Consider the following 15,745-nt stretch of genomic DNA (forward strand, 5'->3'; position numbering starts at 1 on the left):
CGGCGGCGAGACAAACAAAGGCAAGGAAGTTTCGCGCCAGCCTGTCGTATCGCGTGGCGATGCGCCGAAAGTCCTTCAGGCGGCTAAAGGCGTTCACAATAAGATGGCGTTCTCGATAGAGGCGTTTGCTAAAGCGCAAAGGTTGCGTGCGATGCTGCGGTTTGGAATGACCGATTTGGTCCCACGCCGATGCAGTTCGGCGCGGTCGCAAGCCTTATCACCGAGCATGTGTTTCGACGGCTTCACTCGGCGGAGACGCGTGGACTCAACCCAACTGCCTGTCCTGGTTGACGGCGATGGCGGCTTCGGGAATTTCAACAATGCGCGTCTTCTGGCACGCAAACTTCATCACCTTGGCGCTGCTGGTGTCGCGCTGGAGGACAGCTGTTTTCCGAAGACGAACTCGCTTATTGGCGATGAGCATCCCCTCGCCGACATCGACGAGTTCTCCGGCCGTCTGCGGGCAGTGAAGGATGCAATTGCGGAAGACTTCGTCCTTGTAGCCCCGGATCGAAGCGCTGATCGGCGGCCATGGAATGGACGAGGCAATTTTGCGCGCTCACGCTTATGCCGACGCGGGAGCCGATGCGATCCTCATTCACTCGCGACGGAGCGCCGCACAGCAGGCTGTATCGCAAGGCAGCCGGGCGGGAGGCCAAGCTTTGCTATATGGGCCACGCCACCATGGAGAACCGGCATGGGCTGGCGGTGGCTGGCATGGTCACGCACGCCAACGGCACCGCCGAGCGTCGCGCCTCGGAGATCATGCTTAAAGCCAAGAGCAAAGCTGCCGGTGGCCGCATCACGGTCGGTGAGGACAAGGCCTACGATACCGCCGATCATGTCGCCAATCTTCGCGCCATCAACGTGACACCACATGTGACGCAGAACCAGGCCGTCACCAAAGCCGGCAAGACCCGCAACAGCGCCATCGACGAACGAACCACGCGGCATCCGGGGTACGGCATGTCGCAATCGCGACGAGCGATGGTCGAGTGCATCTTTGGTTGGGGCAAGCAGCACGGGACCATGCGCAAGACCAAACATCGCGGCATCGGCTGCGTCGCCGCCGACTTCATGCTCAATCTGATCGCCTATAACCTTGATTCGCATCCCTAAACTCTTTGCCGCTTAGCCACCGCGCGTCAGCGTACACCCAACACCGGACAAGAAAATTATATCCAAATCCGCCGTGCCGCCCCCACAATGACCGGCCAGAATAAGAAACCTCTCCACTTCATGGTTTTTCTGCAAACTGCTAAACCGCGTTTGTCTCAAGTCGACCCAGAAAGCGGACGGAATCGCCGGTCATGAGGTCGGAGCTGAAAACTGAGCCTTGCTCGCATCCATCGTGGCGACCTGTAAGCTCAACGGAGTCAACACGGTCGCCTACATCGCCGAAACACTCAAGGTGATCATTGTGGCCTATCCCCAAAAGCAAAATCGACAGCCTCGTGCCATGGCGATTCCGCAAAAGCGTCAAGCCAGCATCAATAGGGTTGCGGCTAAGCGCTTACGGTTGAGCGCGCCTTTTAAGCGAATTACGTGACTAAGAATAACTGACATCAACAGGGTGTTGATATCGAAACTGGTGCCACTTCAACAAGATGCGGCGACGAGGCGCTGAAAGTTAGCTGATTCCCATCGCAGAACTTCCGTATCGAGAATTGATGCTCGATTCTGCGATCGCGATACCGGAACGCAACAACTTGCGCCCACTATCAACGTTAGTAGTTGATCTGGATCAAAGACGCATGTCACTGAACAGTTGACAAACGTCGGATCAATCAAGCGTTACCTGCAGGTGTTCGGCATGGAACATCAACCACAATTTGCTCTCGCCAGCGGCCCTGATCAACGCACTGATGTGTCGCCTGCAGAAATGCATCGCGCTCAGGTTTGCTCCAGCCATGACCTCTCCGTCCTCATGGAAGCGCAGGATGCGCACCTCGGTGCGACCGCCAAGCGCGCAGGCTTCAAAGGCCTCTGCGCGTCGGACCGGTCACTTGCCTGCTCTCTTGGCGCTCGCAACGCCAACGAAGCTTCATGGAGCCAACTCGCTGACGTGGCCGAGCGCATCGCAAAATCGACTGAACTGCCTGTGCTCATTGACTTCGACAACGCGCCCATCTTGGCACGCGAGCTCCGTCAGCGTGTCGCTAACGCATCGCGGTCGGTAACAGTCGTTTCCGAGCTCACTCCTTGGCGAGTGCCATCCCGTCGCCGATCGTTGAAATCTCCGGCCAGCCGCGAGCAGAAGAATAGCGGTTGTCGGAACATTGGATCAATGATGCTTCGGCAAGAATCCTAGAAACCATTCACGTGGGACCACCCTTTGCCGGAGATAGCGGCACAGACCCTTGAGAGGATCAGCCATCAAGTGCATCCCCAAGCCATCCACACCTGGCTGCCCCAACTATCATACTGGACCAGGAGGGTTTACGTGGCTGCCGACGACTCGGCAGGCGTCATAATTTTGCAGAGTGGGAATCTCTCTGTCTCAACCGAGGAAGCTCCGGAAGCGGTCCGATTGTGCATTGGCCGTCCAATGCCTCTCGACAAAATAGAGCGAGCGATCACGACCGTGGCGAAGACCCTCGTTGCCAATAGCTTCTCCTGCGACAAGTGTCCGGCTGGCTGAGGGAGGAATTGATGTTGGTCGCGGTTATCGGAGCCGGGATTATGGGCGCGTCGCTCGCACTTCATTTCGCCGCGAAGGAAATGACGGTACTGTTGTTTGAAGGCGCCGCCCCCGGCTCTGGGGCAACCGGATCAAGTTTCGCCTGCTTAAATTTCTTCGCTGGGGGGACGTCGGACTATATGCAGTTCAGGTCCGAAGCCCTTGGCTACCACGTGGCACTTGCACGCCGAATTGGTCTGGCAGACACCATTAGAGCAAAGGGAACCTTGCGTTGGTCAACCGAATCCACGCAAGCTAAGAAACTGCTTCAGGCCGCCGGCGTGGCCGAGGGACTAGGAAGGCGCGTTGAGTACCTTTCACGAAATGATGCATTGAAGCTTGAGCCCAATCTGAGCATCGTTGGGCCTCCCGAAGTTATTGTACGGGTTCCTCAAGAGGGATGGCTCGATTCTGTTCACTTCACAAGGCGCATGATCGACGCTGCCGTCGCTACCGGGCTCGCCCACTGCGTCGCTGAAAAATGCACAAGGATAGAGCCTCTCAACCAAGGCGCCGTGGTCTGGACTAATCGTACTTGCTATCTTGTCGACGCAGTGGTGCTGGCCAGCGGCATCGGAATCAACGCTCTGCTTGAAGATCTCGCGTGCGCGCCATTGGTTCATGAGTCACCCGACGTACTTACGCGAATACAGTATTTCGGCCCTCCGATCGAGCACGTTGTCTTTGCTAATCATATTCATTTCCGGGCAAACGGGCCTTCCTCTCTCATCGTCGGCAATGCCGACGATCCCATGGGCGTCGGGGACCCTGGTATCACGGCTGCCGGAGAGAATGTCTCGTTAGTAAGGGACGAGCTCAAAGAACCCTCCTTTGGGGACTCCGTTGCCCCGCAAAGAGGGACCCGCCCCGTTCCCAAAGATGGCTACCCGATTGTCGGGCGACTACCTGGTCAAGAGCAGATATTCATTGCGGTTACGCACGCAGGCGTCACGCTTGCCCCATATATCGCGCTACTTCTCTCCACGGAAATTGCAAGGGAAGAATCATGTGATGTGCTTGGCGCCTTTCGACCCGAGCGCTTCAATCTGCCGATAGATCAAAACAGAATGCCAAGAATCCAGTAGGTCCTGCCCTTAATCGTTGAAAGCATCCAATGGGCAAGCGGTCGCGGCGCGAGACGCGTGCTCTGTCGTGCGTCCGACCTCATAAAAGCACGGATTGAACGAAGCTGCGAAATGGTGGGCGCTATGGGGTAGGGCAGCCAGTGCGGTTGCGGAAGGCTCGCCTGCCGTCGCCGCGCATCGGCGAGTCATTCGTCGGATGTGAATGAACCATTGATCATTGATCGGGTAAAGGTCCGATTCAGCGAGCGATTTGCTGCGCAGAACCGCTGAATGTGCCGCCGAACGACTTTGCGCTGACGAGCGCGGAGACGGCAACATCGGAATTGTAGCCGAGAAGGGTGATCACAGAAGGGATAGACGGTGCGCGCGCTGGTCATGACGTATCACAACGAATGTCCCGCTGGCAGGTTCGCCGACCAACGTCGATGTCCCGCGTGGTGCCGCCACAATGCGCGCAGACGGGGATCTCGTTTAACGAGGGAATCGGCGCTGGCTTCTCGATCTGCCGGGAACGGCTGACAGCGAGGTAGACCTTCAGGAGAAAGCGACGAATGACTTGGTTCGACAGCAGCAGCCCGAGCCGTCTGCCTCCTGCCCCGTGTAGTGAAGCGTAAGCTCGCATGGGCACGTTCCGTCCAACGCCATCATCGGGCCTGACCAGCAAGGAGAGCATCTAGATGTTCCGTCCGTGCGTCCGCATCAGGTGGCGGCGATACGCTGTCCTGGAGCAGCGGCTCCGCGTGCCCAGCCCCCTCTTCGGTGAGTAAGTTTCCAGAGTGCAACGCCTCCGCATTAAACAATTTCACGGGCTGGTCGGTCACTTGCCTGTTCTCTCGGCTACCGAGTTCCTAACCAAGCCTCATGGAGCCAACTCGTTGACATCGTTGACGTGGTCGGGCGCACCATAGGCTTGACCGAACTGGCTGTTCTCATTGACCGCGATAGAAGCTTTCCGGGACTTGGGATCAACGACGGCACCGTGAACAGGATCTTCGAGTCAATCGTGACAGGCCGCCGCCGACAGAGCTTGGTCCCCCGGGCTTTGAAGGGGCGCGGCGGGGAGTCCCAAGCGCGAGCGAGACCCTCGGCGCGGTGCGCCTTTTTTTCCAAGAACCGCTGGCGCGGTGAGCGCGATCGTGCCGCTCACCGCGGCGGACCTGGATGTGGCGATGTGCGTGGCGACAGCCGCCGGCCACGATCCGCAATTCGATCCAATCCGCCCAGGCCGGCCGGCGCGTGCATCGGTGTTTGGTCCGTTCGGACACATCTGGGGCCTCATCAAGCGCCGGGCCGCTGCCCAGGTTACGACGTCAGAGCCGCTAAGTTGTTGATTTGTTGTGCTTCGGTTCGGTGTTTGTGGTGCGTTTTATTTACGGTGGTTTCACCCAATTCATTGCGATTTTCGCTGCGTGCTCAGATGATGTAAGTTTTGGGGTCACTCGCCGGCGTTTCAAGCTTACGTTTTTGACCAAATTGTCAGGAGACGAGCATGGCCACCCACACTCAAAGTGCCCGCACGTCGCACGCTGAGTTCATGCGAGCTGCGAATGACGAGCTAACCCAATTCGAGCGCCGCGAGCGTGAGTTTCGAAGGATAGACCGCGACGAACGGGCCAAAAGATTGTAGTTGCCGGTGGAAAGGTACGATGGCGAATATTGGCGCGTACGGAAACCATTAAGTCAACTTCATCGAACGTAAGACCGCCCTCTCGGCGGTCACAAGAACATGTCTCAAGGTGCCCGACCAAGAGGCTCTGGGTTCATACGTATACTCATGATCATCAAGCTGCGGTTCCGTTTTTATACGCGTTGGGATTTCTCGCGCGGAGCACACACGACGAGTGCGCGGGCGAGATGATATTCCGTCTCGAGCCCTGCTGGTGCCGGCGAGCCGCTGTTGGAGTTGCTTCAACTCGGCGTGGACAATGGCCCGGTCGTTTCAGCCTCACCAAGCTCCTCCCGGCCATGACGCGGCAGCCCTATTCAAGGACCGACGCGCCTCAGCCCGCCTTCGTGCCGGTCACGACCGCGAGTGCATCGACTAGACGGTCGAGATCCGCCTCCTGGGTATAGAGCGCCGGCGTCACGCGGATGCATTGCCCCTTGGCTACACCCGCCCGGCGCACGGTGAGCACCTTGTAGCTATCCCTGAGCTCCGCCACTATGGCCTCATTGTCGGCCTTGCTCGTCTTGCCGGCAACACGGAAGGACGTAATGGCGCCGTAGAGGCCGACCTCGTCCGGCGTTAGGATCTCGACGTCCTTGAACGCCCGGACACGGCGCACCCAATAGTCGCGCAGATAGCGCAGCCGCGCCTGCTTCGCGACTGCGCCGATCTGCTGGTGCAGCGCAACCGCCGCAGGGACCGTCAGCACAGCGGCGAAATTGAGCGTGCCGGTGTGTACCCGCGAGCGGATCTCGGTCTCCGGGAAGTCCTCATCGCCCATGTCGCGGTCGATGTCGGCGAGGCGCTCCTTCCTGATGTAGAGGAAGCCGACCCCGAGCGGCGCGCCGATCCACTTGTGCAGGTTGAAGCCGACGAAATCGGCCGCAAGCTCACTTACCTTGAAATCAAGCTGCCCCCACGAATGGGCCGCGTCGACGATGGTATCGATGCTCCTGGCCTTTGCCATGCGGACAATTTCGGCGACTGGCATGACGAGGCCCGTCCGATTGCTAACATGGGTGAGCAGTAGGACTCGCGCCTTCGGCGTTACCTCGAATGCGCGGGCGTAGGCGTCCAGCACGCCCTGCCGGGTCGCAGGCTCCGGCACGTTGAACTTGACGACGTCGACGCCGCGGCGCGCCTTGAGCGCGTTCATCGCATATTGCATCGAATCGTAGTCGAGATCGGCGTAAAGCACGGCGTCACCGGGCTTCAACCTGTTGTAGCCGCCGATAAGAAGCTGCAGCGCCTCGGTCGCACCACGCGTGAGCGCGATCTCTTCGACCGCAGCACCCACGGCTGCCGCCACGTTGGTGCGCACGCCTTCGAAATCCGCTGCCGAGCGCTGCCGGACGTAGCAGGTATTCTCGTAGTTGACCATATCGGTTTGACGGATGAACTCACGCCGCACCGGCTCGGCCATGATGCCCCAATACCCGTTCTCAAGATTGGCCACCTCCGGCGTCACAGCATAAAGCCCGCGTACGGCACCCCAATAGGTCTTGTCGGCGAAGATCGCAGCCGCCGACCCGCTCGGGAGCTTCGGCAAGCTCTCTGCCGACATCGCCGTTGTCGACATGAAGGGCGCGACCGCGAGCCTTTTAAGCATCGACCAGCGCTGGGACGAAAATGTCTTGATCAGATGCATCTCACCTCCAGACTAAGCAGAGCAACGCTCAACGGAGCGGATTGACGGCGTCGTGACGGTCCAGCAACATGCATCGTCCCCGCTGCGGACTCTGCAGTTTGACGCACTCGTAAAATGCCCCTAGTGGCCTTGTTCTGGAACCTCGCCAACGTGGATAGAATCAGGCTCCGATCACTTCCCGCAGCCGAAGAGCACGTCGCATATGGCGACTGCATCTACATGTGACCACACCGCTCCTGACGCAATCCGCTCCAAATTGGTATCGCTGTCATCACAGTTGCAGTCAAAGCCGCCGATCAGTCGCCGGTTGGGAACGCGCCGTTGAGGCGCGCCAGCTAGGCGACTCTCGTGGGCGGCTGCCTGGTTGCCTTGATGCGCATCACGCTGTGTCGGCCATCGACGCTGACAGGCACGTCGCCATCAATGGTCGCGCGACGAACGACACGATGCTGCTCGCCGTAATCATTGACGGGATAATGTTGCGTAGCGCGGTTGTCCCAGATCGCGACATCGCCCTCCTTCCAGTTCCAGCGCATGGTGTTTTCGGGCGCCACGATATGCGACTGGAAGAGATCGAACAGCCTCTGGCCATCGTATTTCGGGATATCAACAAAACGCAGCACCGAATCGCCTAGCACCAGCGTGCGCTCGCCTGTCTCGGGGTGAACACGCACAACGGGATGCTCGGTTTCATAGATCGTTCGCGTGAAGACCTCGTCATGATACTTCTTGTCGGCCTCGCTGGCGCGGGTCTTTACGGCATAGTCGTAGGCGTTGCTGTGAACGGCCCAGAGCTCGTTGGCAAGCCGCTGCAGCGGCGGCGGCAGGTCGAGATAAGCGGCCGCGGTGTTTGACCAAACCGTATCGCCGCCAAATGGTGGGATCACAACTCCTCGCAGCACCGAAATCTTGGGGTAGGCATCGACGAAGGTCATATCGGTGTGCCAGATGTCGGCCCGGCCACCGCCGCGGGCAGAATCAAGCTCGAGAATAGATCCCGTTCCGTTGGTGGCACCGAGCGTCGGATGCGGCACAAGCTTTCCCAAACGAAGAGCAAAGCGCTCCTGCTGCGTGTCGTCGAGATGATCTTGGTCGCGGAAGAAGATGACTTTCCGCTCGAGCAGCACGCTATTGATCGCAGCGATCGTCTGGTCCGGCAAATCGCCCGACAGCTTGATATTTCGGATTTCGGCGCCGATGCGCGCTGCGCGTTTGACGACGTCCGCAGGCGGAATGACATTATCAATCATGGCCGAGTTACTCATGCCGCATTTCTCCAAGATTAGGGTTTCCGTCTCCAGGCAAAATTATTCAGCTACGACACGTTCAGCTCAATGTCAGATTGCGGACGCAGAAAGAGCCTGGATGCGGCGGATGGTAGGTGACGACGGCGCTAGCTTTCATGCGTGAGCTCCTGTTGCGGCCCAATTTCTAATAAGCGCCGCGCCGATCGCGAAAACCGGCCGACAAGCCGAGATGTCGCTCTGTATTGTCGCCGATAACATAATTCCCGCTCATGACGCGGCCAAGCCGCTGGGCAACGCATCGAACATCTTCGAAGGCTGCGCAGAGAGTTTCTAGACGGAACTTGGCGCTCAGTCGGCTCCTCTAAGGCCTAGCTCTACACAAGACTATGTCGGTAAGCCATTCAACCGCCACATCGCCTGACGAGTCTTGGTGACGCTCCAGAAGCGCATCGATCTCCCGCGCGATCACGGCAGCGCCAGACCGGTCGATCGCCTTTTTTATATGCGACATGGAATAACAGTAGCCCCGAAACTGATTGGCGCTAACCGTCTGACGCCATTCTACGTTATGTCGCTCTACCGCTATTAGATCCGAATGCGAACGGAGTTCCGTCTCAAAATCAGCTTTCCCGTAGCCTCCCAAGGAATCCGAATACTGCCCACGACGATATTCAGGGATATGGCGCTCTTGAAAGCTGTAGAAATTATCTAGGAATGCGCTCTCCCAGTACCGGTGGTTGTTCTGCAGCAGCAGCAACGTTCCAGAAGGCTTCAGCACCCGGGCAGACTCTTGGTAGAACAGTGGCCTATCGAACCAGTTGGCAGATGTTGCTGCTGCTACAAGGTCGCATGAACGATCCGGCAGTGGAAGTTTCTCGGCAACCCCCACCTGCACGTCGAGTCCACCAAAGCTGGCCGAACGCTCTTTGGCGATAGCTGCCATATCTGAGTTCGCGTCAATGCAGGTCAACTTCTCGATGCTTGGCACCGCTTGTATGAGCTGCCGACTGAAGATGCCCGTTCCAGCGCCAACATCTACAGCTGAGCGGATCGGCCCAGGTGCCACATGATAGCGTGAGAGAATGCCAAAGACGCCCTGAGGATACCCAGGTCTATACTCATCGTAGCCGACCGCGCAGCCATCAAAGAGCTGCCATGTTACGGGGATATTCATGACGACCTCTTCATTCAGAGTCACCGTTGGATGGCTACGGCCGGTCTGCCGGCACGAGACCGAAGAGCATGCCGGCCGAATTGCTCGGACACAGGTTGTTCTCAAGGGACCGCGAGCGAAAGTATGGTTACCCGAATCCGACAGAAGCTACGAGGACCTAAGCTGAGACATAGCAAGCGTCATACCAATCATGTCGCTCGCGAAGATTCCACGTCGAACCATGGGCTTAAGAAGGTAGGCGATCGATTGCGACGTGTTAAGCGTATCGAAGCACTCGCGACATGCGTCAGAGATCCGACAGAACCTTATGTGCCAACGGCGACATCAGTTGACATAGATCACGAACGACACGATGTAACGCGGGATGCCCTTTGCTCGGTGCATCTTCGGTGAGAACTTGGCCGCGCCAGCGATGCGGATCTCTCAGAGTTCACAGGTGAAACACGCTCACCCGATTAGCGCTCGACGATGCGTGCATCCTCGGGAGAACGCCTAGATGTGATGCCAGGACGATCACGTCGATCGTTAGCAAACAAGCCCTGCATCAATCCAATAGGGACTTACAAAATTGGCACTCCGGTCAACTACCGACGTTAACAGTTGATCGAAAGAACCGACACATGGCAATCATTCTCTATGAACGTGAGCAAGTCACACCTTCGGAATTCGGCACGCAGCATCAACCAGGATCTGTGCTCACTAAGGAACCTGGCCGATGCGCTGCCTGGCCGCTTACAACAGTGCTCACTCAGATCTGCTTCGGCATTCGACGAGTTCGCCCAGACGGATAAGAGAGAAGCAGATAGCTTAGCGGCGGCCAAACGGTTCCGAGCACCCTCACAAGCTCCACAATCAGCTCCGGAGCTGACTGGCATGTTGGCGCAACGGGTAAATTTAGTTCCAGATTCGGGCACTGCCGCTGCCCGTGAGGCCGCCGAGATGGCTGCCGCAGCAGGCCGTCGGTTAATTGACCTGGCCGCCGGCGAAGTCATCATCGAGCCACCAACATCTGTGCGCGAAGGAGCGATTGCTGCCATCAACGCCGGGACGAACCGCTATACCGATTCCATTGGGCTAACGTCGCTTCGCAAGGCTATCGCCGAAAAAATGTCGGCGGACACAGGAATCGACTGGAATACGGATGAGATCGTTATCACTGCGGGTGCAAAGCAAGGACTGCTCGACGCTGCCCTGGCCGTGTTCGATCCAGCTGACGAAGTCATCATCATTCGCCCCTGTTGGCCGACATTCCCGGCTCAGGTTCTTCTGGCCGGTGCAAAGCCCGTGTTCGTTGAGGCTCGTCCTCCGACATATGTCCCAGAGATCACTGCAATCCGCGCCGCCGTCACGCCTCGCACCAAGGCCATTATCATCAACTCGCCGAACAATCCGACCGGCGCAGTCTATGATCGAACAACTCTCCAGGCCATCGGTGATCTCGCAATCAACTACCAGCTCTGGATCGTTTCGGACGAATGCTACTCCAGCTTCGTATTCACCGGCGCGCGCCATCAGTCGATCGTCATGGCGCATCCCGGCGTGCGTTCACGGACGATCCTAGTCAACGCCTTCTCCAAGGAATTGGCGATCACCGGTTGGCGTCTAGGCTATTTCTTAGCCCCTCCGGAGATCGTTTCCGCGGTCAAGAAACTGCAAAGCCACACGACATCCAATCCGAATGTGATCGCGCAACACGCGATCCTGCGTCACCTTCAATTCGGTGACGGTAGCTTTGAACGGGCGATGCATCAGCGCCTGTCCCTGGCTCGCAACGCTGGTCTTCTCATTCTGTCTGGTCTGCACGACGTGGCCACGCCGGGCGCAAACGGCTCATTCTTCTTCTATCTGGATCTCAGCAGATTTGTCGCTGGTCTGCCGGCTAACAGTTGCGTACGATCCGCCGACGATATTGCACGATTGCTTCTAGACGAAGCCGATGTGGCATGCGTCGCCGGCACAACGTTTGGCGACGTGAACGGCCTGCGTCTCTCCTTCGGTGCTCCGCCAGACCTGATGGAGTCGGGACTGAGACGCGTCGTCGAGACATTGAACAGCCTGAAGACCAGGCAAGCAGCGGCCTGAACCTCACCAGAAGGTCTTGAAATGCGGATTACAGGATACTTGCTGATTCCCGACGGTACCAAGATCTGCGCTGGCGGAGAGATTTCCGCATTGCCGATGGGCCGTGCGCTTCGCGTTACAACTGCCCACTCGCTAAGAGCAGAAGGAGCAACGTGATGCTCGGGTATCTGCATGATTATGCAAATGCCATCACGGCTGTCGCCTATCTGTTTGCAGTCATCGGGCTGTTCCTGGCCTTAAACGGCAAGATAGAGCTCGGCGTTGCGGCGATGCTCTGGACTTGGTTTCTGGATCATTGGGACGGGCATGTTGCCCGCAAGACCAGCCATCTTCGCCGTCCAGGTGTAGCGGAATTCGGCAAGAGCTTCGATGGCTTTGCCGACTTCATTCATGGCATCTTGTTCCCGGCCGCCATCATTATGCTTGTTGGTCGAGGTTCGGCGCTGTCGTTTTTCGCCAGTCTGCTCCTGGTTTTGTCGGGTGCGATCAGGCTGAGCTATTTCGAGAACGTCGGCCTAACGGCTGACGCTCGTTTTATCGGGATTCCAGTTTCGTATGATACTCCATTACTTGCCGTGATGTTGTTGCTCCGACCGCTAATGTCCGGGGGGACGTTCGAAACGGCGTTGGCCCTCCTTTTTTCAGTCCTTGCGGTCCTCCACGTATCCGATTTCGTGAAGGTCCCGGCAATCCGAGGCCTAGGCGTTCCGATCGCCACGGCCGTAGCGATTGCGGTGTCGTTGGCTCTAATGGCCATCACTTTTATGGAAGCGAATCGTCTAGGAGGTCCCCAATGAATAATGCGTTTGCAGCAGCACCTGCCGTGAAAGCCTCACTTCAGACCCAGTTTGACGAACGTCTTAAAAAGCCGATCGCACTTAGGTTAAATCCGCCGCCGCCAGTAGCACATGTCTTTGATCCGGTCCTCAGCACCGCAACGAGCAACATTCTGGAAAAGGGGGCTCTCAGCGAAATTATCGGACATCATCGTTGGTGCGGAACCGAACCCGACCGGCGAGCCGGCGCTGAATTCTGCGCCTCGCGCCTGGGTTACCGACCCGACGAAGCGCGTGTTGTTCTGACAAGCAGCACCCAAAGTACTCTGAACATGCTCATTCCCGGCCTCGTCGGCGCAGGCGGGACGCTGGCGGTTGACGAGCTAACCTATCCGCCGATCAAAGGTTTTGCAGCTCGTTACGGTGTAAGGCTGGCGCCGGTCCGAATGGATGACGACGGCATGATCCCGGACGCATTTCGAACGGTGTGCCAGACGCATCGTCCGAAAGCGCTTTACCCTCTCGCCACACTTCAAAACCCGACCACCGTCACCATGTCCGTGGAACGACGCAAGGAAGTCGTCGCGATTGCCAGAGAGTTCGGCGTCTCTATCATCGAGGATGACATCTACAGCCTTATTCCCAGAAATGCGCCACCGCCGCTTTCTGCCCTTGCGCCAGAACTTTCTTGGTATCTGCTCGGCTTAGCCAAGAGTGTCGCGCCGGGAATGAAGGTGGCCTATGTCGTTGCCCCATCAAAGGAGGCGGCGGCGGCCCTCTTTTGGCCGGGAGTGCGGGCGACCTTCTGGATGACGGCGCCGCTCAGCGCTGCACTCGCCACAGAATTGATTGAGACTGGATCGATCGGAACGATTCTCGACGCTGTTCGCAGTGCAACGGGCGAGCGGCATACTTTAGTCCGCCAACATCTGACAAAGATCAATCACCGGCTCGGGGACGGGGGTCTCCATGTCTGGATGCCCGCGCCGCCGAACGTTACGAGTACCGATCTAGCTACGCGGCTTGAACAAGCTGGTGTGCTTGTTTCGACAAGCGATGGCTTCGTGATCGGCGAGGCGAAGCCGCCCCGAGCGATTCGGTTCGGCCTCGGCAACCCATCGGACGATTCAATCCTCGAGAAGGCCCTCACAATCATCGCTGCAGAGTACAACAAGTACCGATTGACCGACGCCTAGCGTCTTGGAGAGAATAACATGTCCATGCGAGTCACGGCAACGAGTCAACCTGCGTCGAGCCAGATTGACAGGCCCTGGGACGATTTTGATGGTCTCGGCCATTTTTATCGGTTTCGTCCGGAGTACCCACGGCGCATTGCAGAACAACTGAGGTTCATGCTCCGTGATTGCAAGGGTGGTCACATCATCGAGGTCGGCGCCGGGACCGGGCTGTTCACGCGCAGTCTTGCCGCGGTTTTCGGCTCGAGCTTCCAAATCGTCGCGGTTGAGCCGAATGAAGATATGCGGCGGCATGCTGAAACTCAAACGGCAACCGACGTGATTGTGCACTACGCGGATGGGGTCGCGGAACATCTCCTAGCCGCAGACGGTTCTGCTCAATTGGTGACAGCTGCTAGCGCAGTGCATCGCTTCAATCGTTCGGCGTTCTATCGGGAGGCGCAGCGTGTCCTGGCGCCTGCGGGCGTGTTCGCGATCGTTCAGTATCAGCCTTACGACAAGGGCAATGCCTTTGCGGATAGCTTTCTCTCGGTCATCGAGGCCGCACTTCCCGGTTACCGGCGGCATCGGCATTCTAGACCTGAGGGCGGCTACTCAGAGATTGATATTGCGGTCGAGTTAGGAGCCGAAGCTGACCTGACGGACGTGAGGCGAGACACTTTCGTGTTTACTGGGCTGATCGACCGCGAGACCTTTCAGCATCGTGCGCGGTCATTCACAATCGTGCAGAAGGCGATCAGACACGTGGGGGAGGATGTGATCTTTGCGGCTCTCGACACGCTCTTCGAACAGCACCGCGACAGCAATGCGCTTGTTGAAATGCCCTACGAGGCCGAAATCATCACAGCACGTCGCGCCTAGGGTGTAGGGAAGCTGTCCCGTCTGTGGACGGTGAGGATCAGAATGCGTTTGGTATTGAGTGGCGCAACATTAATCGATGGCCGTGGAGGCAGGCCAATTGCGAATGCCGAGGTCGTTGTGGAGGCCGATCGCATAATTGCTGTCGGCTCTGCAGGTGAGCTAGCCGATCGGGCCGAAGCGAAAGTTATAGACCTGGCCGGGAAGTATCTTTTGCCGGGATTCATCAATGCTCACGACCACCTAACAACAAAACGGCTTCGGGGCTCGCGCACGGATCGGGCGGCTGTCGATGATGCGCTAATGGTCACGCGCGGCATCCAAAACGCACTGGTCAACTTACGAGAGGGCATAACAACAGTTCGCGACGCAGGCGCCCCTAGAGGATTGTCCCTGTCGCTCAAGTCTGCGATTACAAGGTCCGATATCGTCACGCCTCGCATTCTCGCCGCCGCTCAAGGTCTTACCGAAACAGCGGGCTACGCGCACGAGATCTTTGTCGAGGTGGACACACCTCTTGAGGCGAAGAAAGCCGCCGGAGCGATGATTAAGCGCGGCGCTGACTTCATCAAGTGTATGGCTAGCATCGAATGGGGTCACGCCGAAGCTAAGCCATTGAGCACGGTCAATATGGATGTTGCAACGATGAGAGCCGCTTTCGATCTTGCACACCACCACAGCCGCAGATGCATGGCACACGCGCTCTGCGACGAAGCGATCGCGAACGCGGTCGAGGCTGGAGCTGACACCATCGAACACGGCGTATTCCTCAGCGCTTCTACCGCAAGGAAAATGGCTAAAAGAGGCGTGGGTCTGGTACCTACCCTTAGTGGCTATAAGGAATTGCGAAATGACTGGGGCCGAGGTCAAGACATCATGCGTCACAGCGTCAAGATTGTGGAACAACACAAAGTAGGCTTTCGACATGCCCTTGAGGCAGGCGTGACGGTTGCTTTTGGTTCGGATAGTCTAGGCAACTTGCTCGATGAATGCAGGACGATGCAGGAATGGGGAATGCCCCCGATGCAGTGCATCGAAGCCATTACCCGGAATGCCGCCATGCTATTAGGTATCGATGATCAGGTGGGAAGCATTGCTGCGGAAAGAGTGGCCGATCTCGTCGTTCTCGACGCTGACCCCATATCCAACATCGCGGCACTCGGCGAAGTCGAGCTCGTCGTTAAATCTGGGCGCTTAATAGATCCTGCAATGCTGCCTGTATAGTTCAGGGGCAGATAGGTTTGTTTACATTGTGGCGCGGTGAAATGCTCGATTTCCACCTAGTCGCCACGAATACTGGCATATCGCTAGATGGTAACCGGTATGAGCTCCC

Annotated in this window: 12 protein-coding genes and 2 pseudogenes; 10 read left to right on the forward strand and 4 right to left on the reverse strand. The window is 57.8% G+C overall.

Annotated features, from left to right (window positions below):
- Position 1 precedes the first annotated feature (1 nt).
- Positions 2-133 (reverse strand): annotated as a pseudogene (locus tag FXV83_RS21370) (IS5/IS1182 family transposase); the annotation flags it as partial.
- 120 nt (positions 134-253) lie between these two features.
- On the opposite strand from FXV83_RS21370, the pseudogene FXV83_RS21375 reads away from it, so the two are divergent.
- From FXV83_RS21375 to FXV83_RS21395, 5 genes and pseudogenes are all read left to right on the forward strand, one after another.
- A pseudogene (locus FXV83_RS21375) lies at positions 254-635 on the forward strand (isocitrate lyase/phosphoenolpyruvate mutase family protein); the annotation flags it as partial.
- 49 nt (positions 636-684) lie between these two features.
- Entirely contained in the window at positions 685-1,119 is a 435-nt protein-coding gene (locus FXV83_RS21380; RefSeq protein ID WP_347341074.1) for a transposase, read from the forward strand.
- A 217-nt stretch (positions 1,120-1,336) separates the two neighbouring features.
- Positions 1,337-1,549, forward strand: a complete 213-nt coding sequence (locus FXV83_RS21385) for a transposase domain-containing protein (protein WP_187436055.1) — start codon at positions 1,337-1,339, stop codon at positions 1,547-1,549.
- A gap of 264 nt (positions 1,550-1,813) precedes the next feature.
- A complete protein-coding gene (locus tag FXV83_RS21390; RefSeq protein WP_148741373.1) occupies positions 1,814-2,311 on the forward strand; it encodes an isocitrate lyase/phosphoenolpyruvate mutase family protein in 498 nt (165 codons plus the stop codon).
- Positions 2,312-2,652: 341 nt separating this feature from the next.
- Positions 2,653-3,765: an NAD(P)/FAD-dependent oxidoreductase gene (locus FXV83_RS21395; RefSeq protein WP_148741374.1), complete on the forward strand. Its 1,113-nt coding sequence runs from the start codon at positions 2,653-2,655 to the stop codon at positions 3,763-3,765.
- Between the two features lie 2,000 nt (positions 3,766-5,765).
- Here FXV83_RS21395 and FXV83_RS21400 read toward each other — a convergent pair.
- The 3 genes from FXV83_RS21400 to FXV83_RS21410 form a co-directional block, all read right to left on the reverse strand.
- On the reverse strand, positions 5,766-7,079 hold the full coding sequence (locus FXV83_RS21400) for an aminotransferase class V-fold PLP-dependent enzyme (protein ID WP_148741375.1): 1,314 nt from the start codon (positions 7,077-7,079) through the stop codon (positions 5,766-5,768).
- A 335-nt stretch (positions 7,080-7,414) separates the two neighbouring features.
- Complete coding sequence (locus FXV83_RS21405; protein ID WP_148741376.1) at positions 7,415-8,344, reverse strand: TauD/TfdA dioxygenase family protein; 930 nt, start codon at positions 8,342-8,344, stop codon at positions 7,415-7,417.
- Between the two features lie 343 nt (positions 8,345-8,687).
- Positions 8,688-9,500 carry a class I SAM-dependent methyltransferase gene (locus FXV83_RS21410; RefSeq protein ID WP_148741377.1) on the reverse strand — a complete coding sequence of 271 codons (813 nt, stop codon included), beginning with the start codon at positions 9,498-9,500 and terminating at the stop codon, positions 8,688-8,690.
- 873 nt (positions 9,501-10,373) lie between these two features.
- Between FXV83_RS21410 and FXV83_RS21415 the strand changes: the two genes are divergently transcribed.
- The 5 genes from FXV83_RS21415 to FXV83_RS21435 all read left to right on the forward strand — a co-directional run bounded on the left by FXV83_RS21415 (position 10,374) and on the right by FXV83_RS21435 (position 15,636).
- On the forward strand, positions 10,374-11,582 hold the full coding sequence (locus FXV83_RS21415) for a pyridoxal phosphate-dependent aminotransferase (protein ID WP_148741378.1): 1,209 nt from the start codon (positions 10,374-10,376) through the stop codon (positions 11,580-11,582).
- Between the two features lie 155 nt (positions 11,583-11,737).
- Entirely contained in the window at positions 11,738-12,379 is a 642-nt protein-coding gene (locus FXV83_RS21420) for a CDP-alcohol phosphatidyltransferase family protein (protein WP_148741379.1), read from the forward strand.
- A complete protein-coding gene (locus FXV83_RS21425) occupies positions 12,376-13,554 on the forward strand; it encodes an aminotransferase-like domain-containing protein (protein ID WP_148741380.1) in 1,179 nt (392 codons plus the stop codon). Before FXV83_RS21420 ends, FXV83_RS21425 begins: the two co-directional genes overlap by 4 nt.
- Positions 13,555-13,572: 18 nt before the next feature.
- Positions 13,573-14,415, forward strand: coding sequence for a class I SAM-dependent methyltransferase (locus FXV83_RS21430; protein WP_148741381.1), 843 nt, complete (start codon positions 13,573-13,575; stop codon positions 14,413-14,415).
- Between the two features lie 42 nt (positions 14,416-14,457).
- Positions 14,458-15,636 carry an amidohydrolase family protein gene (locus FXV83_RS21435; protein ID WP_148741382.1) on the forward strand — a complete coding sequence of 393 codons (1,179 nt, stop codon included), beginning with the start codon at positions 14,458-14,460 and terminating at the stop codon, positions 15,634-15,636.
- Positions 15,637-15,745: the final 109 nt, after the last annotated feature.

The sequence above is a fragment of the Bradyrhizobium hipponense genome (assembly GCF_008123965.1).
In the GTDB taxonomy this organism is placed as follows: Bacteria; Pseudomonadota; Alphaproteobacteria; order Rhizobiales; family Xanthobacteraceae; genus Bradyrhizobium; species Bradyrhizobium hipponense.